The 22430-nt window shown below is 55.8% G+C and carries 11 protein-coding genes and 1 pseudogene; 10 read left to right on the top strand and 2 right to left on the bottom strand.

Features of this window, described 5'->3' with window-relative positions; genetic code table 11:
• Positions 1 to 242 precede the first annotated feature (242 nt).
• Positions 243 to 2846: pseudogene (adhE, locus tag ACK8P7_RS05065) on the top strand (bifunctional acetaldehyde-CoA/alcohol dehydrogenase); the annotation flags it as partial.
• A 401-nt stretch (positions 2847 to 3247) separates the two neighbouring features.
• Here the strand turns inward: adhE and ACK8P7_RS05060 are convergent.
• On the bottom strand, positions 3248 to 3841 hold the full coding sequence (locus tag ACK8P7_RS05060; RefSeq protein WP_410043138.1) for a biotin transporter BioY: 594 nt from the start codon (positions 3839 to 3841) through the stop codon (positions 3248 to 3250).
• Positions 3842 to 4096: 255 nt separating this feature from the next.
• Between ACK8P7_RS05060 and ACK8P7_RS05055 the strand changes: the two genes are divergently transcribed.
• The 8 genes from ACK8P7_RS05055 to malQ all read left to right on the top strand — a co-directional run bounded on the left by ACK8P7_RS05055 (position 4097) and on the right by malQ (position 18843).
• Entirely contained in the window at positions 4097 to 5419 is a 1323-nt protein-coding gene (locus ACK8P7_RS05055) for a hypothetical protein (protein ID WP_410043137.1), read from the top strand.
• A 306-nt stretch (positions 5420 to 5725) separates the two neighbouring features.
• Entirely contained in the window at positions 5726 to 7060 is a 1335-nt protein-coding gene (gdhA, locus tag ACK8P7_RS05050; protein ID WP_410043136.1) for an NADP-specific glutamate dehydrogenase, read from the top strand.
• Between the two features lie 285 nt (positions 7061 to 7345).
• On the top strand, positions 7346 to 10342 hold the full coding sequence (locus ACK8P7_RS05045) for a response regulator (RefSeq protein ID WP_410043135.1): 2997 nt from the start codon (positions 7346 to 7348) through the stop codon (positions 10340 to 10342).
• A 17-nt stretch (positions 10343 to 10359) separates the two neighbouring features.
• On the top strand, positions 10360 to 11247 hold the full coding sequence (locus tag ACK8P7_RS05040) for a DUF3881 family protein (protein ID WP_410043134.1): 888 nt from the start codon (positions 10360 to 10362) through the stop codon (positions 11245 to 11247).
• 180 nt (positions 11248 to 11427) lie between these two features.
• Entirely contained in the window at positions 11428 to 12186 is a 759-nt protein-coding gene (locus tag ACK8P7_RS05035; protein WP_410043133.1) for an exodeoxyribonuclease III, read from the top strand.
• A gap of 138 nt (positions 12187 to 12324) precedes the next feature.
• Positions 12325 to 14427: an alpha-amylase gene (locus ACK8P7_RS05030; RefSeq protein ID WP_410043132.1), complete on the top strand. Its 2103-nt coding sequence runs from the start codon at positions 12325 to 12327 to the stop codon at positions 14425 to 14427.
• Between the two features lie 17 nt (positions 14428 to 14444).
• A complete protein-coding gene (gene glgB, locus ACK8P7_RS05025) occupies positions 14445 to 17015 on the top strand; it encodes a 1,4-alpha-glucan branching protein GlgB (protein WP_410043131.1) in 2571 nt (856 codons plus the stop codon).
• 79 nt (positions 17016 to 17094) lie between these two features.
• Positions 17095 to 18843: a 4-alpha-glucanotransferase gene (malQ, locus tag ACK8P7_RS05020; protein WP_410043130.1), complete on the top strand. Its 1749-nt coding sequence runs from the start codon at positions 17095 to 17097 to the stop codon at positions 18841 to 18843.
• Between the two features lie 141 nt (positions 18844 to 18984).
• Here malQ and ACK8P7_RS05015 read toward each other — a convergent pair whose 3' ends face one another.
• Positions 18985 to 19647: a hypothetical protein gene (locus ACK8P7_RS05015; protein WP_410043129.1), complete on the bottom strand. Its 663-nt coding sequence runs from the start codon at positions 19645 to 19647 to the stop codon at positions 18985 to 18987.
• Between the two features lie 394 nt (positions 19648 to 20041).
• Between ACK8P7_RS05015 and rho the strand changes: the two genes are divergently transcribed.
• Positions 20042 to 22258 (top strand): transcription termination factor Rho, encoded by a 2217-nt coding sequence (rho, locus tag ACK8P7_RS05010; RefSeq protein WP_410043128.1) that lies wholly within the window; start codon positions 20042 to 20044, stop codon positions 22256 to 22258.
• The last annotated feature ends 172 nt before the right edge of the window (positions 22259 to 22430 follow it).

Here is a 22430-nt window from a genome sequence, read left to right as displayed (position 1 = left end):
ACAGTACTGCGAGTTCGGAAAACTCTTCGTATGGTTTCAGTTGCTGGTCCTCCGGGGCCTTTACTGTGTTTTGGCTTCGCTATTTGTATGTGGTGAAAAATTATCTGAATTAGTGATTGACAATTAATTAACAGGTATGTATACTACTTGTAGTTTGATTGATAAATAATTAACGATAATTAATTATCAATCGACGTGAGATAATTTGATCTATAGTTGTTGCCACAAAAAGGAGATCACACATGAGTAAGGAATTAAAGAATCCGGAGATCGTTAAGGACATGGATTCTCTGCAGGCGAAGATCGCGGTTGTCAGAGAAGCACAGGAGAAGTACGCAAACTTCACACAGGAGCAGGTAGATAAGATTTTCAACGCCGCTGCAACGGCTGCAAACCAGATGCGTATTCCGCTTGCACAAATGGCAGTAGAGGAGACCGGTATGGGTCTCGTCGAGGATAAGGTCATCAAGAACAACTACGCCGCTGAGTATATCTACAACAAGTATAAGAATACGAAGACCTGTGGTGTCATCGATGAGGATCCGGCTTTCGGAACCAAGACGATCGCAGAGCCGCTGGGTCTCGTAGCTGCAGTTATCCCGACGACGAACCCGACGTCGACCGCTATTTTCAAGACGCTGATCTGCTTAAAGACCAGAAATGGTATCATCATCAGCCCGCACCCAAGAGCGAAGAAGTGCACTACTTATGCTGCGAAGGTCGTTCTCGATGCTGCTGTCAAGGCAGGTGCTCCGGAGAACATCATTGGCTGGATCGATGAGCCGTCTCTTGAGATGACGGATGAGATCATGCATGACGCAGACTGCATCCTTGCAACCGGTGGTCCTGGCATGGTAAACGCAGCGTACAGCTCCGGTACACCGGCACTCGGTGTAGGTGCAGGTAATGACCCTTGCATCATCGATTCGACTGCAGATATCCAGATGGCCGTTTCTTCCATCCTTCATTCGAAGACCTTCGACTATGGTATGATCTGTGCTTCTGAGCAGACCTGCACCGTCGTAGCAGATGTGTATGATAAGGTAAAGAAGGAGTTTGAGTACAGAGGTGCGTACTTCCTGAGTAAGGAGGAGAAGGAGAAGGTTGGTAAGGTTATCATCATCAACGGCTCCATGAACGCAAAGATCGTCGGCCAGCCGGCATGGAAGATCGCCGAGATGTGCGGCATCGAGATTCCGCACTCGAAGAAGGTCCTCATCGCAGAGGTGACCGATAACTCGAAGGCAGAGCCGTTCGCACATGAGAAGCTCGCGCCGGTACTTGGTATGTATAAGGCGAAGGATTTTGACTCTGCACTTGTAAGCTGTGAGAAGCTTCTGATGGAGGGTGGTCCTGGACATACTGCTTCCCTCTTCATCGATCCACGTGAGACCGAGAAGATCGCAAAGCACGCACATGTGATGCATGCCTGCCGTATCCTCCTGAACCAGCCGTCTGCCCTGGGTGGTCTCGGTGATCTTTACAACTTCAAGCTCACTCCGTCTCTGACACTGGGCTGCGGCTCCTACGGTGGAAACTCTGTTTCTGAGAACGTCGGTGTCAAGCACCTGCTGAACTATAAGACTGTGACAGAGAGGAGAGAAAACATGCTCTGGTTCCGTACCCCATCTAAGGTTTACTTCAAGAAGGGCTGCATGCCAGTTGCCCTCGCTGAGTTAAAGGAAGTTTATGATAAGAAGAAGGTGTTCCTTGTAACCGACTCCTTCCTCGATTCTGCAGGATACATCAAGCCGATCACCGACAAGCTCCATGAGCTCGGCATCGACTACCGCGTATTCTCACACGTACAGCCGGATCCTACCCTGGCCAATGCTGAGGAAGGCGCTGAGCAGATGCGTCGTTATCAGCCGGATTGCATCATCGCCTTCGGTGGTGGTTCTGCGATGGATGCCGGTAAGATCATGTGGGTTCTCTATGAGCACCCGGATGTAACCTTCGCCGATATGTCGATGCGTTACATCGATATCCGTAAGAAGGTTTACCAGTTCCCGAAGATGGGTGAGAAGGCACTCTTCGTAGCCATCCCGACCTCTTCTGGTACCGGTTCTGAGGTGACTCCGTTCGCGGTTATCACCGACCAGACCACGGGCACCAAGTACCCGATCACGGACTACGAGCTGCTTCCGAACATGTCGATCATCGATACCGACAACATGATGACACAGCCACGCGGCCTCACCGCTGCATCCGGACTCGATGTTCTCGTACACGCACTCGAGGCATACGCTTCCATGATGGCTACACCGTATACGGATGGTCTCGCTCTTCAGGCGATGAAGCGCGTCTTCGAGTACCTGCCGACTGCTTTTAACGAGCCGACCAATGTCAAGGCCAGAGATGAGATGGCACACGCATCCTGCATGGCAGGTATGGCCTTCGCCAATGCCTTCCTCGGTGTCTGCCACTCCATGGCACACAAGCTCGGTGCTTACCACCACATCCCGCACGGCATCGCAAACGCACTCCTCCTCACCGAGGTCATCCGTTACAATGCTGCGGAGCAGCCAGCAAAGATGGGTACCTTCCCTCAGTATGAGTATCCGCACACACTCCACAGATATGCAGAGTGCGCACGTTTCTGCGGTGTCGTTGAGAAGGATGATGCCAAGGCTGTTCAGAAGTTCTGCGATAAGATCGTAGAGCTGAAGCGTACTGTCGGCATCAAGGAGCGCATCCAGGATTACAACGTAACCGAGGAGGATTTCCTGAAGACCCTCGACGAGATGAGCACCAACGCATTCGATGATCAGTGCACCGGTGCAAACCCGAGATACCCGCTGATCTCCGACATCAAGGAGATGTACAAGCTTGCATTCTACGGCAAGGCTTACCAGAAGAACGACGCAACACCAGTCGAGGTTCTTCCTTGCATGGATGAGTACACCGCTTAATCAAATCGTTTGAACCTTGTGGCAACAAGTTCATAAATAAAAGCCGTCCGGACGTTTCCGGGCGGCTTTTTATTGCGGTGTCTTAAGAATTTCGTAAGGGGGTCTGACCCCATAAACTTTCACCCATTTATTTCTTCCCGATGGGGATTTGCGTTGAATTCAGCGCCTTGAAAACGGGGATTTCTGAAGAATCTGGTACATTGAGAACGGGGATTCCTGCAGGATTCAGCATTTTACGAACGGGGATTCCTCTTCCTGGTCTAATGAAAGAAGCACCCGGGCCATATGACTCGGGTGCTTCTGTATGGAGAAAAATGAATAAGTAAAATAACGCGTTACGCGACCTTCACAGCGAGGCCGGCGGCATTCAGAGCTCTCTCGAGTACCGGGATGACGATGCAGACCGCGATCATCTTCGCGCAGTCACCTGGCAGGAACGGGATCACACACGCACCGAGCGCGCCACCGAGTGTCGCCATGGCAGCATTGCCCTGTGCACCCATGAGGTACATGAACCATGCAGTTCCGAAGATATAGAGAATCACCTCGCCGGCGAGCTGTGCGACGAAGAGAAGCAGGTACTTCTGGCCGCCCTTCTGCTCACGACCGAACTTGTGGTAGATGAGGCCGGTCAGGAATGCGAGGAAAAGATAACCGATGAGGTAACCGGAGGACGGCTTCACGAAGGAACCGAAGCCACCGCTGTAGCCGGCGAAGACCGGAAGACCGAAGGCACCGAGCAGAAGATAGATCAGCACGGAAAGGGTACCGTACTTCGCACCGAGAAGTGCACCGGCGAAGGCAGCCGCGAGGGTTGCGAGAGAAATCGGAACACCGCCTGGAAGCGGGATGGACATCGGAGACAGCACGCAGAGAAGTGCTGCACATAAGGCCGTCAGGGTCAGAGTTTTCGTGGTTGTATTCGTCATAAGAAGTTAACCTCACTTTTTCTGCAAGTTTACTGAACGTGAAAATTATAAGAAGTTAACCCGCAGATGTCAATAGGTTGCCAGCAGAAGATAGTGATTTCAGTTATAGCAACTATAGTTGAAATTTTATCGATGAATGGTATGTTTGTCTCATGATATTTTATTCAAATTGATTTGAACAAACAGAGAAACTATATCCGTCCCTCTAAAAAGAAGACCTGTATAACGGAAGAAAACACGAATCGAGGAATTCTTATGAACACATCGAAGCCTTTAAATGGAAGAGTTTTAATCAGCGATGGGCTGGGCAGAGACAGCTTCAACACCCAGCTCCTCTACTTTACCTGCTCGTCACTCAGCGCGGATGACGAGCGCATCTATCTGATTTCGGACCGGGACGGGCATCCGAATGTCTGGATGCATGACATGTTCCGCGGAACAGACCGGAAGCTGACGGATAATCAGAAGGGCATCCTGAAGAGCTACGTCTATTTCGATGGCACGCAGGACGAGGGCCTCGGAAAGGCCAGTGTCTGCCTCGACTACATCCGCGAGCGTATCTATTATATTCAGGATGACAAAATCTGCCGCAGTGATCGGGACGGCAACATCCGGGTGCTGAACCGCGTGCCGGATGGCCGCATGACCGCATTCACGCACGTCAGCCTGGACGGTACGAAGCTGTGCGTGCCGATGACGGATGGGCGCATCCTCGATTTCGATCCCGAGACCGAGGGTGAGGGCCTCGACAAGCGTCCGAAGTACAACATCGACCAGCGGGCACAGGACGAGGGCCTCAACTCGTATCTCTGCGTGTATGACACAGAGAGCGGTGCGCTGCTCTATGAAAAGACGATCCCGCGCTGCTGGATCACGCATGTGCAGTTCCACCCGCTCGATTCGGACATCATCATGTATAACCACGAGTGGTCCGCCTTTGACTGTGGCATCCGCCGTGTAAACATCTACGACCACCGACAGGACATCTTCTACCATGTTCGGACGGAAGGCGACGATACGAAGGGGAATTCGCGTGGCTATGCGCGGAGCCGGAACGACTGGGTCTGCCACGAGATGTGGACGGACGACGGTCGAAGCATCATCTACCACGGCGGCTATGATCACGGCCCGGCGATGGTTGGCCGTTGTGACATTGACTTCACACACACCGACGCAGATGGCCTGCCCGTCCGCAACTTCTGGGAGATCGCCCTGCCGGATGAGTACAATGCTTACGGCCACTTCCTGATGGACCACCGCGGCAATCTGACCTGCGACGGCTACTATCGCATGCCGGGTGAAAAAATCATCGAGCGCGAGAATTCGACCGACAACGGCCCGGATCCGCATCGAAAGGATGGCGCATATATCACGAAGGTCGAGCCGGACTGGGATGAGGGCATCCTCCACTGGGTTCCACTCTGTAAGCATGACTCTGACTGGCTCGGCCAGGACGCGCATCCGCACCCGATCTACGCCCACGCTGGCGACCGCGTCTTCTTCAACAGCCGTATGGCGCATACGGTCAATGTCTACGCCGTCTCGGCACGCACGCCGCAGGAAGTTCGCGAGGTGTGAAATTACAACATAATAGAAGCACCCAGGTCGTATGATCTAGGGGCTTCTTTATGGAGAAAAATGAATAAGGATGGCACGGAGCGAATAGCTCCTTTAGAGCAAAAAACGGGCACTCACGCCCCATAATATTTATTCATGCCAGATATTTTTTATTTACGTAAAGATTATACCATGTTATAGTTACCCCGATAAAACATGGATTCGGAGCCAATGGGGGCGCCTTCAGGAAAGAACGGGCGCACTATGTCTTGGTATCCGGATTTTTTAAACTAAACCAAATAAGCTGTTCCTGAAGGAGGAAATTTTATGTCTTATGTTGATGAAGTTTACGAAGGATTAAAGGCAAAGCATCCGCACGAGCCGGAGTTTCTCGAGGCTGCAAAGAGAATTCTCGAGTCTCTGGACCCGATCGTTTCGAAGAACGAGGATGTATACCGTAAGAATGCTCTTCTGGAGAGATTTGTCGAGCCGGAGAGAATCATTACGTTCAGAGTACCATGGACCGATGATAAGGGTGTAAATCACATAAATCTCGGCTACAGAGTACAGTTTAACTCCGCCATCGGACCATACAAGGGCGGTCTCCGTTTCCATCCGTCTGTAAACCAGTCGATTCTTAAGTTCCTTGGTATGGAGCAGATTCTGAAGAACTCCCTGACCAGCCTTCCGATCGGTGGTGGTAAGGGTGGTGCGGACTTCGACCCGCACGGCAAGTCGGATGCAGAGGTGATGCGTTTCTGCCAGAGCTTCATGACGGAGCTCTATAAGTATATCGGTAAGGATACCGACGTTCCGGCCGGTGATATCGGTGTCGGCGGACGTGAGGTAGGCTACCTCTATGGCCAGTACAAGAGACTTACCGGCCTCTATGAGGGCGTACTGACCGGCAAGGGTCTCACCTTCGGTGGTTCCCTCGCTCGTCCAGAGGCAACCGGCTATGGTCTCGTTTACATCACGGATGAGGTAGTCAAGGGTGCCGGCAAGGAGCTGAAGGGAAAGACCATCGTCGTTTCCGGTTCCGGTAATGTCGCACAGTATGCGATCCAGAAGGCTGAGGAGCTCGGTGCGAAGGTTGTTACCTGCTCTGACTCCAACGGCTATATCTATGATCCGAACGGCATCAACTTCGAGGTTCTCTGCCAGATCAAGCAGGTCGAGAGAGCGAGAATCAAGGAGTACGCAAAACGCGTTCCAGGTTCCGAGTACCACGAGGGTGAGCGTCCATGGGGCGTAAAGTGTGACATCGCACTTCCGTGTGCAACCCAGAACGAGGTCAACGGTGAGGACGCGAAGAAGCTCATCGACAACGGCTGCTGGTGTGTATGTGAGGGTGCAAACATGCCTTCCGACGAGGCTGCGATCGATACTTACCTCGCTGCGAAGATTCTCTATATGCCAGCTAAGGCAGCCAATGCTGGCGGCGTAGCGGTTTCTGCACTCGAGATGTCTCAGAACTCCGAGAGACTGAGCTGGAGCTTCGAGGAGGTCGACAGCAAGCTTCACGACATCATGGTGAACATCTATAAGAGCGTTTCAGAGACTGCAAAGAAGTATGGCTATGAGAACAACTTCGTCGTTGGTGCGAACATCGCCGGCTTCGAGAAGGTTGCAACGGCTATGCTTGCACAGGGCCTCGTATAAGAGATATAAAATTGCAGCATATAAAACGACGTCATAGAGAAATCTGTGACGTCGTTTTGTTTTGCTCTGCGATGTTCTGCAAAAGAACCCCAATATGGAGGGATAATGTGCTATAGTGTGTAGAACGATGTATGAAAACACCACACGCAGTTAGCAGGGGGAATTATGAACAGAGCGCAGCAGTATCGATATCAGCCCGGACATAGAGGGAGTGGGCTCTTTTCGTATCTGGATACGTTTTTCAGAAAGTATGCCGACAGGGAGTTCTTCTTTATGGGGAGAACTGTGGCATACTTTTTCTTTTTTGCGCTGCTGTTTACGCTGAGCGCGTTCGCTGCGACGGAGGGGAGTGCAGCGCAGGTGCAGTCGGAGGATGTGGTCACAGGATCTGCGTCGCTGGATGGGCCGTCGGCGGCAGCTTCTTCGGCAGAGGAGGCGTCGGCGCTGGAAACGTCAGCGAGTGCCTCTGATATGTATGTCAATGTCCGTGCGGCCTGGTACGAGGATTCCTACCACATCACGAATCCGGATGGCGGTCGCAGTGGCTACGGCTACGAGTACGAGCAGGCGGTGGCATCTTACACCGGCTGGGATTACATCTATGTGAAGGATGACTGGACGACGCTGTTTGAGAAGCTTGAGAGCGGGCAGATCGAGATCATGAGTGCCATTTCATATACCGACGAGCGTGCAGAGCATATGCTTTTCTCTGAGCAACCGATGGGGAAGGAGCGCTACTATCTGTACGTGGATCTGGAGCATTCCGACATTTCTCCGACGAAGCTTTCGAGTCTCGAGGGAAAGCGCATCGCGGTGATGGAGAAAACCGTTCAGTACACGCAGTTCTGTGCGTGGGAAAAGAAGCATGACATCACGACCATCCACGTGCCGGTCGACAGCATTGACGAAGCGAAGGCGCTGTTTGAAGCTGGGCAGCTGGACGGCGTGGTGTCGACGGAGACCTCTATCTGGGCGGATGCGGGGCTGACGGCCATCATCGACACGGGCAGCTCGGATATTTACTTCGGTATCTCGAAGAGCCGCCCGAATCTGAAGGAAAAGCTGGACGCAGCGATGCGCGCGATGGAGAGGGATAAGCCTTTCTATGCGAACGAGCTCTACAAGCGCTACATCGCGACACAGCAGCTCTCGCCGCTGACCGCGGAAGAGAAGGACTGGCTTTCGCAGCATGGCAGCATCCGCATCGGCTATCTGCGAAACGATCCGGGCTTCAGCGTGGAGGATCCGAAGACCGGGCAGGTGACGGGCGTGCTCAATGACTACATCCTGCACGCGACGGACTGTCTCAACGAGACCGTCCATTTCGAGATCGTCGGCTTCGATACGCTGCAGGCCGCGCTTTCGGCGGTGCAGAACGGGAAGATCGATATGGTCTTTCATGTCAGCCAGAATCCATACTACGCCGAGCGGAGTGGCGTGTCACTGTCGAACACCGTACTGTCCATCCCGCTCGCCGTCGTGACCGCGCAGGATGCCTTTAATGAAAGTATGACGAATACCATCGCGATCGTAAAGAGCGATGCGCAGGCCAAGTGGTATATTTCGAACAATTATCCGTTCTGGACGATCGCGAAATATGACGGCTACAAGGAAGCGGAGCAGGCGGTCAAGCGAGGAGATGCCGATGGTATGCTCATCCGCTCCGCTGAGGCTATGCAGTATGTCAATGATAAGGCGCTCCACAGCGTCTACCTCACCCAGGCGGAGGATGTCTCCTTCGCTGTGGATCGTGGAAACCGCGTACTGAACTCGATCCTTAACAAGACACTGAAGACCATGCAGACTGCGAAGCTGATCGGCGCGGTCTCGATGTATGAGGATGTGGCGAAAAAGGTTACACTGCTCGATTTCGTGAAGGATAATCTCCTGCCGGTGACGATATCCTGTCTGTCTCTCTTCCTTCTGATCCTTACGGTGATTCTCGGCTTCCTTCGGAATGCGCGCCTCGCCGCGGCCCGTGCGGAGCGGCTGAATGCGAAGCTACAGGAGAGCGAGCAGGAGCTGAAGCAGGCGCTCACCGAGGCTGAGAGTGCCAATGCGGCGAAAACCACCTTCCTGAATAGCATGTCGCACGATATTCGTACCCCGATGAATGCCATCATCGGCTTCACCAGACTTGCATCTGCGCAGCTCGAGCATCCGGAGAAGGTGCGGGATTACCTCGGGAAGATCGAGATGTCGAGTGAGCATCTGCTCTCCCTCATCAATGATGTTCTCGATATGAGCCGCATCGAGAGCGGCAAGGTGACACTGCAGGAGAAGCCGCTCCATCTGCCGACCCTCATGGAGGATCTCAGTACGATGATCCGACCGTCGCTCGAGGAGAAGCAGATCGATTTCCGGATGGAGCTGCAGGATGTCGAGAACGAGGATGTACTGGCCGATCCGTTGCGTCTCACGCAGATCCTTCTCAATCTGCTCAGCAACGCGGTGAAATATAACCGCATGAACGGCAGCGTCCGCTTCCTTCTGCGTCAGGAAAAGAGCGGGCTGGAGGGCCGTGCCTGCTATCACTTCATCGTGCGGGATACCGGTATCGGCATCAGCGAGCGCTTCCAGCAGCATCTTTTCGAGAACTTCTCACGTGAGGAGACCGCGACGGTCAGCGGCATCCAGGGCACCGGACTCGGCCTCGCCATCACGAAGAGGATGGTCGACATGATGGGTGGCACCATCGAACTCAGCAGCGCCGAAGGACAGGGCAGTACCTTCGATGTCGGCCTCTGCTTCTGCTGCTGTGTGCCGGCGGAGAGGACGTCCGCTTCGGATACCGCTGCTTCTGAACCGACGTCGGAAACGTCCGCTTCTGGACAGACGCTGATCTCGTCGACGTGTCACTCCAGCGGGGAGCGGATCACAGCTGAGCAGAAAGAGGCTGATTTCCGTGGCAGGAAGATCCTTCTCGTCGAGGATAACGAGCTCAACCAGGAGATCGCCACCGAAATCCTGAAGGAGGCCGGCTTCCTCGTCGAGGTCGCGGAGGATGGTGCCATCGCCGTCGGGAAGATGGCGGACGCTGCACCGGGACAGTATGATCTCATCCTGATGGATGTCCAGATGCCGGTCATGAACGGGTATGAAGCGACGCGCCAGATCCGCGCGATGGACAGCGCATACTGCCGTATGATCCCGATTCTCGCGATGACGGCGAACGCCTTCGAGGAGGATCGGATGCTGGCGACCGAGGCTGGTATGAATGGGTACTTGACGAAACCGATCGATGTTGAGAAAATGATGAAAACGATCGCGTCATTTTTATAAAGAGGGTAGATACATCCATGCATAAATTTTTGAGATCCGTCGGATTTTCAAAACTGAATACAGAGCTGCAGCTCGAGCCACTGCTCGTGCGGGCCGAGAATGAAAAGTATCGTGTACAGACGATCAATGCCGGGGAGGGTGTCGTGACCGAGGAGTATCAGCTTCCGGTGGCACCGTCCATGGGCATCACGCTGGTCGGTCAGCGCACGCCGGATGGCGTGTTTCACCGGGAATACTACTTTCCGTACATGCGTTCCTACGATGGGACACTGACGGAGGAGGGGGCCGTCGAGCGGCATCTCGAGAAGGAGACCTATGCCGGCGTGCTCGAGGATTTCCGTTCAGGCATCCCGCTGATCTTTTACATCACGAATTCGGTGCAGCTCACCGAGCTTCGCCGTATGCAGATGCCGCTGCGCGCGCGTCAGGCCTTTCTGACCGGTCTCGCAGAGAGCGGCAAGATCCTGCTTCCGGTCGAGAAGCGTCCGGAGGATCCGGAGATCGTGAAGCATCGTCAGAATGAGCGGAAGCGACTCTACGAGGCGGCCCGTCAGGGCGACCCGGAGGCGATCGATACGCTGACAGAGACCGATCTCAACCTTATGCACGAGGTGCAGCAGCGCTATCAGACGGAGGATCTCTACAGTCTCGTGGAGACCACCTTCATGCCGACCGGTGTCGAGTGCGATATGTACCAGATCCTCGGCGAGATTGTCTCTCTCCGGGTGAAGGAAAATGTCTACACCCACGAAAATGTGGTGGACATGAAGGTCAGCTGCAACGAGTGTATCTTCCATGTCGCCATCAACGAATCGGATCTCACGGGTGTGCCGGCGGTCGGCCGGCGCTTCAAGGGAAAGATCTGGATGCAGGGCTCGCTCGAGATCGTCGAGGAGACCGAATAGAATTTGACAGAGGCCCAGTGGACCGGCATCAGAAGCACAGTACTCCGAGCTTCTGATGCCGGACCGCTGGGGCCTCCTGTTTTATTTCTTTTTATTGCTGAATTATAAAAGAAAATACCACTAAACCATGCTAGAATAGAGCTGTTCAGAATTTGAGAGATAAACAGAGGAATTTACTATATGAAGAAAATGATTTCGTGGAATGTGAACGGGCTTCGGGCGGTCATGGGGAAGAACTTCATGGAGGTGTTTGAAAGCCTGGATGCGGATATCTTCTGTCTGCAGGAGACGAAGCTGCAGGAGGGGCAGCTGGAGCTGGACCTTCCGGGCTATCACATGTACTGGAACTATGCGAAGAAGAAGGGCTATTCCGGTACGGCGCTTTTTACGAAGGAGGAGCCGCTGTCCGTGACCTATGGCATGGGGATCGAGGAGCATGATCATGAGGGGCGTGTGATCACCGCGGAATTTCCGGATTACTATGTCCTGACCGTCTATGTGCCGAACTCCCAGAATGAGCTGAAGCGTCTTCCGTACCGTATGACGTGGGAGGATGCCTGGCGGCAGTACATCGGTGAACTGAATAAGAAAAAGCCGGTGATCTACTGCGGCGATCTGAATGTCGCCCACGAGGAGATCGACCTGAAGAACCCGGCGACGAATCATAAGAACGCCGGCTTCTCGGATGAGGAGCGTGCGAAGATGTCGCGGCTGCTCGATTCCGGCTTCATCGATACCTTCCGTCTGCTGTATCCGGATGCCACCGATGAGTACAGCTGGTGGTCCTATCGTATGAAGGCGCGTGAGCGGAATGTCGGCTGGCGTATCGACTATTTCATCGTCTCCGAGCAGCTCCGCGACCGGGTCAAGGGCGCGTCGATCCACCAGGAGATCTTCGGCTCCGACCACTGTCCGATCGAGCTGGACATCGAGATCTGAAGTGAAAATCCGAATTCATGAATGCTATAATAGGTGTATACGAAGGTTCGGATACATCGCAGCAGCACATGCCATGTAGGGGGAAATGCTTGGCGACACGAGGATAGAGAAAGACAACGACAACGAAGAAGGGACATCATGCTAGGCTTAAAGAAGGAAAATGACCATTACATCTTCGAGGCAGCGGTTCGTACAGAGCAGCTGTTTCTGAATCTATATCATAAAAACAGACGTGTCCGTCAGATCGCCTTCGATCCGGCGGATCGGATCGGAGATGTCTGGCATCTGGAGCTGCTGGTCACATCCGAATCACGAAGTGGCGAGGGGGACGCTTGCAGGGAAGCTGCGGGCGCAGCGGATGCGCAGGCGAGGGTGCACGAGAAGAGGCAGCCTGCATTGGCCCTCCCGCTCACGGAGCTCAGCTACTGCTACGAGGCGGATGGCCGCATCTTCACCGATCCGAACGGCACGGTGTTTGAGGGGCGGAAGAGCTTCGGGAATCTGAAGGATGGTACCCGCATCCTGAAGACGCCGATCGGTGAGGCGACGGCGATTCCGGAATCGAGTGAGGCCTGGCGACAGGATCGGGCGCTCGATCTGCCGTACGAGGACAGCATCATCTACCGCCTCCATGTGCGCGGCTTCACCGAGCACCACAGTTCCGGTCTCGACCATGAGCTCCGGGGAAGCTTCCAGGGCATCCTCGAGAAGATTCCGTACCTCGAGGCGCTCGGCGTCACGACGCTCGAGCTGATGCCACCGTACGAATTTAACGAGGTCATGCTCCCGGACTACGGACATGATAACCCATACGAGGTCGAGCTCCGCCCGACGGGCCGCATCAACTACTGGGGCTTCACGAAGGATGCCCTGCAGCTCGCACCGAAATCGAGCTTCACCTCCGACCACAAAAATCCGCGGAACGAGTTCCGAAAGCTCGTGCATACCCTGCACGCGCACGGCATGGAGCTCGTGGTCGACCTGTACTTTACCAGTGAAACCATCCCGGATCACATCGTGAACGTCATGCGCTACTGGCGCATCCACTATCACGTCGACGGCATCCACCTGATCGGTGCTGCGCCGTATAGTGTCATCGCCCGTGATCCGTGGCTGAGTCGCTTCAAGATCTGGGCCGACAGCTGGCAGGGCCAGATTCCGGAGATGCCGACCCATGGCGCTGCGCAGGTAGCCGCACCGGGGCGTTACCTCGCCGATTATAACGACGGTTTCCAGAACGACATGCGCCGCATCCTGAAGGGCGACGAGAGCATGCTGCCGACGCTCATGCAGCGCGTGCGCGAGAACCCGTCGAACCGGGCGAGCATCCAGTATATGGCCAATGTCTCGGGCATGAGTCTGATGGATGTCCTCTCCTATGATCGCAAGCACAACGAAGAGAATCATGAGGATAACCGCGACGGTACCGACCAGAACTACAGCTGGAACTGCGGCGAGGAGGGTCCGACCCGAAAGAAGTCCATCAAGCTTCTCCGGAAGAAGATGTGGCGGAACGCGTGGCTGCTGCTGATGCTGAGCCAGGGCACCCCGCTGATCCACGCGGGTGACGAGTTCGGTCAGTCCCGCCTCGGGAACAATAACCCGTACTGTCAGGATAATCCGACAAACTGGCTCGACTGGCGGCTCATCGATCGGAATCGGGAGCTCTACGATTTCGCGCGTTATGCGATTCAGTTCCGTAAGCAGCACCCGGTGTTCCATCAGGGCACAGCGCTTCGACAGATGGACTACCGCTCCGTCGGTATCCCGGACATCAGCTTCCATGGCGAGAACGCCTGGCGGCCGGACAGCGAGAACTTCCGCCGACAGCTCGGTGTCATGTATGCCGGTGCCTATGCCGGCGATGATACCTTCCTCGTGCTCTACAACATGCACTGGGAAAAGCACAGCTTCCTGCTGGCGCATCCGCCGCTCGGCATGAAGTGGGCCGCGGTGATCGATACCGCCATGGAGGAAACGAACGGCATCTATCCGGAGGAGAGGATGCTTCTCGAGGAGCGGTATACCGTAGAGCCGCGCTCCATCGTCGTACTGAAGGCGGTGAAGGATCCGGACTTTCAGCCGAAAAAGAAAGTACATAAACGCCATCTGAAGCAGCGGGCGACGGCATTAGCCCAGGAAACGCAGACGGAGACGGCAGCGGCAGGCGTGGCATCCGGGCACACGGCGACCGAGAAGAGGTCGCCTTCCGAAGTGAAGAAACATCCATCTGATGTATGAGATGAAGGAGATAAAGCATGAATGAGAGATTAGAAGAGATCATGAACTGGGCGGAGGTGGAGGACGTCACCTACGCGGAAACCGCGAATCCGAAGAAGATCCTCGGTGCGCACATCATCCCGGAGGGGCTGCTGGTACAGAGCTTCGTACCGACCGCAAAATCGATCGAGCTCGTGCTCGGCGGACAGCGCTATCCGATGGAGCTCGTCGATGAGGCCGGCTTCTTCGCGACCCTCCTGCCGGTGGAGGAGGCCTGGAACGAGGCACTTCCGGCCTATACCTACCACATCACCTATGACAACGACACGACGGAGGACACCGAGGATCCGTATGCCTTCCCGTCGACCTATACCGACCGTGATATCAAGAAGTATCAGGGCGGCATCTGGTATGACATCTATGAGAAGATGGGCGCGCATCCGATCCGGATCAACGGCGTCGATGGTGTCGCGTTCTCCGTATGGGCTCCGAACGCAGAGCGTGTTTCTGTCGTCGGCGACTTCAACCTCTGGGATGGCCGCCGCCATATGATGCAGCGCCTGGGCGATTCCGGCGTATTCGAGCTGTTCATCCCGCACCTCACCCCGGGCAGCCTCTATAAGTATGAGATCAAGTGTCACCACCAGGAGCCGTTCCTGAAGATCGACCCATATGCCTTCGGCTTCGAGCTTCGTCCGGGCAATGCCTCCATCGTGGAAGACATCGGACAGTTTACGTGGACGGATGCGGCGTGGCAGCAGCAGAAGGCGGAGCGCGGTGTCGCCGGCGTCAAGGAGGAAGCGATGTCGGTCTATGAGCTGCACCTCGGCTCCTTCGCACGGAAGCAGCAGGCGGTCAATGAGGACGGCACCACACAGCTCGGCTCGGAGTTCTACAACTACCGTGAGCTCGCGGTGAAGGTGGCGGATTATGTGAAGCAGGAGGGCTATACGCATGTTGAGCTCATGCCGGTGATGGAGCATCCGCTCGATGCGAGCTGGGGCTATCAGGTGACCGGCTACTACGCTCCGACAAGCCGTTACGGCACCCCGGAGGACTTCATGTACTTCATGAATTACATGCATGAGGCTGGCATCGGCGTCATCCTCGACTGGGTACCGGCGCACTTCCCGCGCGACAGCTGGGGGCTCGCACAGTTTGATGGATCGGGGCTCTATGAGAATCCGGATCCACGTCTCGCGAGCCACCCGCACTGGGGCACCCTGACCTTCAACTACCGGAAGAACGAGGTGTCGAACTTCCTGATCGGCAGTGCGATGTTCTGGGCAGACCGCTATCATGCCGATGGTATCCGCATGGATGCCGTGGCCTCCATGCTCTACCTCGACTATGGACGTCAGGGCGAGGACGCACCACGGAACATCTACGGCGGCAACGAGAACCTCGATGCGGTGGAGTTCCTGAAGCATCTGAACTCCCAGTTCCACAAGCGCTTCCCGGGCACCCTGCTCATCGCAGAGGAGTCCACGGCATGGCCGAACATCACCGGTGACGTCGAGCAGGACGGCCTCGGCTTCGACCTCAAGTGGAACATGGGCTTCATGAACGACTTCCTCAGCTACATGGGCACGGATCCGTTCTTCCGGAAGGGCAGCTATAACCAGCTCACCTTCTCGATGATCTATAACTACTCCGAGGACTTCATGCTCGTGCTCTCGCATGACGAGGTCGTGCATGGCAAGGGCTCGATGCTCGGGAAGATGCCGGGCGAGACCTTCGAGGAGAAGGCGCAGAATCTTCGTGCCGCGTATGGCTACTTCTGGACGCATCCGGGCAAGAAGCTTCTCTTCATGGGCCAGGACTTCGCGCAGTATGACGAGTGGTCCGAGAACCAGGAGCTCGAGTGGAATCTCCTCGAGTACCCGGTACACGAGGGCGTCCAGGACTTCGTACGGGATCTCAATGCTGTCTACCGGACACATCCGGCGCTCTGGCAGCAGGATTACGTCACGGACGGCTTCGAGTGGATTAACTGCTCCTACCAGGAGGAGTCCATGGTGATGTTCGTTCGAAAGACCGACAAGCCGGAGGAGACGATCCTCGTGGTATCGAACTTTGATAACGTCGCGCATCCGAAGTTCCGTGTCGGTGTTCCGTTCATGTGCTCCGCGAAGCCGCTCATCTCCAGTGATGATAAGAAGTACGGCGGAAGCGGCGCAGTGAAGCGCACGGCACATAAGGCTGTGAAGGCTGACTGGGATGAGCGGGACTACGCCGTCGATCTCGAGATCCCGGCGATGTCGACCACCATCTACCAGCTGACACCATGCGCGGAGCCGGCACCGAAGGCGACGGAAGCGAAGAAGGCAGCTGCAAAGAAGACCGCTGCGAAAAAGACGGTGTCGAAGAAGGCTGGATCGGAAGAGAAGGCAGCGCTCGTAAGTCCGAAGAAGACGACCCGGAAAAGGACGACGGTGCCGAAGCAGATGACGGAGGCGAAGGCCGCCGCAGCACAGGCTGTCGAGGCGGCGAAGGCGGATTCGAAGAAGCCGGCCGCGAAGTCGACGGGCACGAAGGCCGCGGTACAGCGAAAGAGCGTGCAGAAGGCTGCACTCGACCAGAAGCTGACGAAGCGTCGCAAGGGCTGATCCGTGATCAAAAAAACTGCACGATCCGCAGGAAGGGGCGGGACTTGTGACATCCTTTGATATAAGGAGGGGGTTGAGAGTGAAAAAAGCAGGAATTTTGATGCCGGTGTTCTCACTGCCGGGAAAGTACGGCATCGGAACACTTGGCGAGGAAGCATATCGTTTTATCGATTTATTATGTGAGACTGGAAATAAGATCTGGCAGATCCTGCCGATGGGCCCGACGGGCTTCGGTGATTCACCGTACCAGGCATTTTCCGCCTTCGCGGGGAATCCGTATTTCGTGGACCTCGACCTGCTGGTCGAGGAGGGACTGCTGAGCAGAGAGGAGCTCGCAGATCCGGAGGCGTTTGACTTCGGTGATGCGGTCGACTATGCGGCGCTTGCGCGCGCCGAGGACGCAGCGAGGGCACAGAAGCAGCCGGCGGCAGATAAAACCGAAGAAGGCGCAGATGTATCGGATGCGAAGAACGCGCCGGCCATCTGGTTCGCGCATGATCGTGATGTGGCGTTCCGCGACCTCCGTCGCTGGCTGAAGCAGCCGGCGAATGTACGGCAGGAGGCAGGCGTGCCGGTCGACAGCATTGAACGCGTCAACTATGGAAAGCTCTACAGCAGTAAGAACAAGGCACTGAAGCTTGCCTTCACGCATTTCAAGGAGCAGGGCGGTGATGTCGAGGCGCTTTTCGCAGAGCTTCGTCCGGAGACGGTCGAGTATTGCGTCTTCATGGCCATCAAGGATTCGCTTTCCGGCGCGAGCTGGGATGTCTGGCCGGAGGAGCTGCGCGACTGCGATCCGAAGGCGGTGGCTGCGTTCCGCGCAGAGCACGCGGACGAGGTCGCGTTCTACGCCTTCGTGCAGTATGAGTTTAATAAGCAGTGGGCGGCGCTTCGCGCCTACGCGGCGGCGAGGGGCATCGAGATCCTCGGGGATATCCCGATCTACTGTGCACCGGATTCTTCAGATGTCTGGGCGCATCGCGAGCTCTTCCAGTACACGAAGGACGGCCATCCTTCGAAGGTAGCGGGAGTTCCACCAGATGCCTTCTCTGCGAGCGGTCAGCTCTGGGGCAACCCGCTCTATGACTGGGCCGCGCATAAGAAGACGAAGTACGCCTGGTGGTGTGCGCGCATGGAGTACTGCCTCTCGATGTACGACTGTCTCCGCGTCGATCATTTCCGGGGCTTCGAGGCCTACTATGCGGTGCCGTTCGGTGATGACACGGCGGAAAACGGCGCGTGGGTGAAGGGCCCGGGCATGGGACTGTTCCGCGCGATGTACCAGCACTTCGGTACGAAGGACCTGCCGATCATCGCGGAGGACCTCGGTGTCATCACCGACGAGGTTCGGAAGCTGATGGCCGCGACCGGCTTCCCGGGTATGAAGGTGCTGCAGTTCGCCTGGGATTCGGGTGCGGGCAATGCTTATCTGCCACACAACTTCACCACGCCGAACTGTGTCTGCTACACAGGGACGCATGATAATGACACCCTTCGCCACTGGTTCGAGACCATCCCGGACTGGCAGCGGGACTATATGTACCAGTACATGAGTCGTTCTGGCAACGACTGGAATGCGATGCCGGAGCTGCTGATTAAGCGTGCGATGGCGTCCATCGCGGATACCGTGATCGTGCCGGTGGGTGACTACCTCGGCCTTGGCGGAGAGGCGCGCATCAACCAGCCGGGTACCGCCGGTCACAACTGGCAGTGGCGTATGACAGAGGACGCGTTCACTGAGCATGAAAAGCAGGTGATCTGTGGGATCCAGCGCACCTATGGTCGCTTCTATGAAGCGCCGGCGAAGCCAGAGAAGCCAGAGAAGTGACATCTATACAGGGCCCCGGAGGGTTGCCGGTAGAAGCACAGTACTCTGAGCTCGGAAGACTCTAAAATCCCATCTTCCGGGGGCTCTGAAAGAATACATACAGAAAAAGCTGGTCGATCCGACCAGCTTTTTTGATGAAGTTTAATTCACGGAGAAGTTCGCGGAGCTTTCGTTGTCGGCGAGGTCGCGGATATAGACGGTGATGGCGTCGCCGGCCATGGAGAAGGTGACGCGACCGGTCTGCTTATTGATGTCGGTCGGCTTTACGTTATTGCCGAGCGAGTCAACACCGTAGATCGAATCCCAGTTCACACCGGACTGGGTGTCGGAGACGGTGAACTCGAGGTAGCCGGCACCGAGATTGACGGACTCTTCATCGACGGTCGGACCGACGTCGTCGAGGAGATTGATCTGTACATAGGTCGTCTTCGACATGCCGTTGATGGACTTCGCGTTCAGGGTCAGGGTTCCGTTCTTCGTAACATCGGCGGTCCAGATCGAACCGGACTTCTCGAGCGGAAGCTCTGCGCCGTCCATGGTCGCGGTCAGCGACTTCAGCGGCACCAGGGAATCGACCTTGATTTCGATCGAAGCCGTCTGGTAATCCTTCGTATCCGGTTCGGTCGTCTCGATCGTCGGCTGCTGGATCACGAAGAGGAGAATCAGGCCGTTGATGATCAGGTACGGAAGCAGGTAGCAGAGGATGAAGTGCAGAACGCGCGACTTCGGTTTACTTTTTACGAGCTGTCCACGGGCGTCGTAGCGAAGCGACGGCCCCGGGGTGGATCTATAATTTTTCGCCATAATAACCTTCTTTTTAATAGGGATTGTGCCGCTAGTATAACAAAATGAAACTTGCGTTACAAGGGCACGGTTGTTATACTTATTTTACGATTTTCCTAATTTCTTCGTTTGACGAACATGATTTCAAATCGATGATTTCCGGAGCGGTCTTTCCCGTATCCATGAATTCCAGATTTTAAGATAGCGTTTTATACATTCCCTTAACGAAACAGTACAGGTATGCACGGAAGCTGAGTCATAGCTGCGGTGTTTTGGCCTTCGTTCGACATGTATTCCAGTATGCATCCGACAGAGGACCGACACAGCTGAAACAGCTTTCGGCTGGCAGAAAAAGTAAACAGCGGAGCGTTTCCGTAAACATAGCATGGTTTCAGAGAAACCATATGGAGGCAGTATGGCAGCAGAAGAAGAGAAGAAGACAGCGGTCGAGCGCAAGCCGAGAGGACGGAAGCCGAAAACTGCAGAGACAGTGGATGCGGCGGCAGTGGCAGAAGAGAGTAAGCCGAAGCGTACTACCCGAGCACGCAAGGTGAAGGAAGAGAAAAGTGCAGAGGTGGTTCCGGTGACCGAAGAAAGTAAGCCGAAGCGCACGACTCGTGCGCGGAAGCCGAAGACAGAGGAAGTTGCAGAGACAGCTCCGGTGGCCGAAGAACGTAAACCGAAGCGCACGACCCGCGCCAGAAAGACGGAGGAAGGCAGGGAGATGCTGGAAAGCGGTGAAGAAAGCACACCGAAGCGCACGACCCGCGGACGAAAGCCGAAGACAGCGGGAGTAGAAGCGCATGAGCAGAAGCGCACGACACGAGGTCGACAGTCTCAGAGCGGGGACACCGGTGAGGCTGCGACGCCAGAAGCAGTGGAGATGACGCTGTCGAAGAGCACAGAGGTGCAGACGACGGAAGCGGCTGCCGTACCGGAGAACTCCGGGGCGGTGGTGGTTGCAGAAGAAACGGGCGCAGCCGCTGTGGCGGAGCCTGCACAGGATCGTGCGGTAGTATCCGAAGCACCGGCGAAGGAAGCCACCCGAGCTTCGGCGGAGACATTGGCCGACGACACGAAGGGCAGAGCAGCAGAGCCGGGAAGTCTGGCCGAGCAGGCGGAACGTATCCGGGCACGGCGCGCGAAAGCATACGCCGGCCGTAGCAGTGGAGCGGCCGCGGGGCAGGGCGAGCGGATGGAGCGTGACAGCGATGCTGCAGCGTCGGATGCCATGTCGACAGCCCATGATGGTGAGACCGCGCGGACGGAAGTCGTTGAGAAGACGGACGAGCTCGACAACGAGACCCAGAAGGCACCGAGCGGTAATCCGTGCGGCGGCATCCTCGAGGTCATGCCGGACGGCTTCGGCTTTACGCGCTCGGATAACTTCATGCCGGGTGACAGTGATGTCTATGTGAATCCGGCGATCATCAAGCGTTACCGCCTGAAGACCGGCGATGTCATCCATGGTCTGTCGAGGGCGAAGAATCCGAACGAGCGCTATGCGGCGCTTTCCTACATCGAGACGGTCAATGGCAAGCCACTTTCCGAGATGTTCCGTCGGCGGAGCTTCGAGTCGCTGACCCCGATCTTCCCGAATCAGCGTATCCGCCTCGAGGTGCCGGGGGAGAGAACCTCGACCTCGCTTCGTATCCTCGACCTGCTGGCGCCGATCGGAAAGGGACAGCGTGGTATGATCGTATCGCCGCCGAAGGCTGGTAAGACGACGCTGCTGAAGCAGGTGGCGAAGGCCATCGTGAAGAACGAGCCGAAGATGCATCTGCTGATCCTCCTCATCGATGAGCGGCCGGAGGAGGTCACCGATATGAAGGAAGAGGTCGAGGGCGGCCTCGTCACCGTCATCTACTCGACCTTCGACGAGGTCCCGGAGCACCACAAGCGGGTGGCCGAGATGACCATCGAGCGTGCAAAGCGTCTCGTGGAGCAGGGCGAGGATGTCACCATCCTGCTCGATTCCATCACCCGTCTCGCGCGTGCCTATAATCTCGTGGTACCGGCGTCCGGACGTACGCTTTCGGGCGGTCTCGATCCGGCAGCGCTCCACATGCCGAAGCGCTTTTTTGGTGCGGCCCGTAATATGCGTGAAGGCGGATCCCTGACGATCCTGTCCACCGCACTCGTCGAAACCGGCTCCCGCATGGATGATGTTATCTACGAGGAGTTCAAGGGCACCGGCAACATGGAGCTCGTCCTGAACCGTGAGCTTCAGGAGCGCCGGATCTTCCCGGCCATCGACATCGTGAAATCCGGAACCCGTCGTGACGACCTGCTCCTCTCAGAGCTCGAGCAGAGAGCGGTCGACATCATTCATAAGCGCGTGTCGGATGAAAAGGCCAGCTCCGCGGAGGAGGTGATCCAGCTCTTCGAGCGCACCTCCAGTAACGAAGAGGTCTGCCAGTTCGTCGTAAACGGAAAACCGATTTCGAGCATGAACTCGCGGACAGGCAGTGGCTTCCGTGGAAATACGGATCTGAGTACAGGGCCGAAGCCGGGGATGAACTCAAATCCTGGAATGAAAACAAATGGAAATTCAAACAGCAGCACACAGAAGACCGGCGTAAAACCAGGCAGCAACCCGAACAGCCGCCTCGCGATTAAAATTAACCGCTGATACGCAGGCAGGCGCCGATTTCAGAAGTATTTTTATAACAGTTCAGCCGGGTTTATTTCTTAATCCAGTTGTGTTTTTAAGGGACGTCCAGACCGGGCGTCTCTTCTTGTTTGTTTGCCCACCCCATTCGACGTTCTGTATCTATTTACTTATCGGACCCGCCCCATGCAAA

It is taken from the genome of Oribacterium sp. P9 (assembly GCF_046365365.1).
In the GTDB taxonomy this organism is placed as follows: Bacteria; Bacillota; Clostridia; order Lachnospirales; family Lachnospiraceae; genus Oribacterium.
This window is presented reverse-complemented; position numbering and strand designations above follow the sequence as displayed.

Coding starts and splice junctions, on each gene's coding strand:
- ACK8P7_RS05060 (WP_410043138.1), bottom strand. CDS start 3,841: ATGACGAATACAACCACGAAAACTCTGACCCTGACGGCCTTATGTGCA.
- ACK8P7_RS05055 (WP_410043137.1), top strand. CDS start 4,097: ATGAACACATCGAAGCCTTTAAATGGAAGAGTTTTAATCAGCGATGGG.
- gdhA (WP_410043136.1), top strand. CDS start 5,726: ATGTCTTATGTTGATGAAGTTTACGAAGGATTAAAGGCAAAGCATCCG.
- ACK8P7_RS05040 (WP_410043134.1), top strand. CDS start 10,360: ATGCATAAATTTTTGAGATCCGTCGGATTTTCAAAACTGAATACAGAG.
- ACK8P7_RS05035 (WP_410043133.1), top strand. CDS start 11,428: ATGAAGAAAATGATTTCGTGGAATGTGAACGGGCTTCGGGCGGTCATG.
- ACK8P7_RS05030 (WP_410043132.1), top strand. CDS start 12,325: ATGCTAGGCTTAAAGAAGGAAAATGACCATTACATCTTCGAGGCAGCG.
- glgB (WP_410043131.1), top strand. CDS start 14,445: ATGAATGAGAGATTAGAAGAGATCATGAACTGGGCGGAGGTGGAGGAC.
- ACK8P7_RS05015 (WP_410043129.1), bottom strand. CDS start 19,647: ATGGCGAAAAATTATAGATCCACCCCGGGGCCGTCGCTTCGCTACGAC.
- rho (WP_410043128.1), top strand. CDS start 20,042: ATGGCAGCAGAAGAAGAGAAGAAGACAGCGGTCGAGCGCAAGCCGAGA.